At 62.9% G+C, this 669-nt stretch carries 1 protein-coding gene; it reads left to right on the top strand.

The genetic code is table 11. The annotated features are described in order from the left end of the window. A partial coding sequence (locus tag NKH89_RS35695; RefSeq protein ID WP_352912063.1) for an AMP-binding protein occupies positions 1 to 669 on the top strand: 669 nt, incomplete at both ends.

Here is a 669-nt window from a genome sequence, read left to right as displayed (position 1 = left end):
GATCCCGACCCGCGCGCGCTGGGGCTCACCCCCCGCCAGCTCGCCTACATCATCTACACCTCGGGCTCCACCGGGACGCCCAAGGGCGTCATGGTCGAGCATCAAAGCACCGTGAACCTGCTGCGTTGGAGTAGCCGCGTCTACGCGCAAGCACAGACCAGCCGCATGCTGTTCTCCACTTCGATCAGCTTTGATCTGTCCGTCTATGAGTGCTTCGCTACCCTGTCACAGGGCAGCACGCTCTATCTCGTCGACAATGCGCTGGCACTGGCGCAAACGCCTTTGGACGTCTCGCTGATCAATACAGTCCCCTCTGCGATCGCCGCTCTGCTCGACAAGGAAGCAGTCCCCGCCGCGGCAAGCGCCATCAATTTGGCGGGCGAAGCGCTGAGCGCAGCTCTGATCGAGAGAATCTTCGAGCACAGCCGTGTCGAGAAGATTTGTAACCTATACGCCCCTTCCGAGACAACGACGTACTCGACCTGGATTTGCATGCCCAGGGGAGACACCGTCGTTGAAACGATCGGCCGTCCCATTGCGAACACGCGGATCTACCTGCTGGACGGTCATGGTGCGCCGGTGCCGTTCGGGGCGGTGGGCGAGCTCTATATCGGCGGGGCGGGGGTTGCGCGTGGCTACCTGAACCGGCCGGAGCTGACGGCCGAGCGG

The sequence above is a fragment of the Mesorhizobium sp. M0923 genome, assembly GCF_040319365.1.
Taxonomy (GTDB): Bacteria; Pseudomonadota; Alphaproteobacteria; order Rhizobiales; family Rhizobiaceae; genus Mesorhizobium.
The sequence above is the reverse complement of the archived record's forward strand: the minus strand, read 5'-3'. Positions and strand labels throughout refer to the sequence as shown.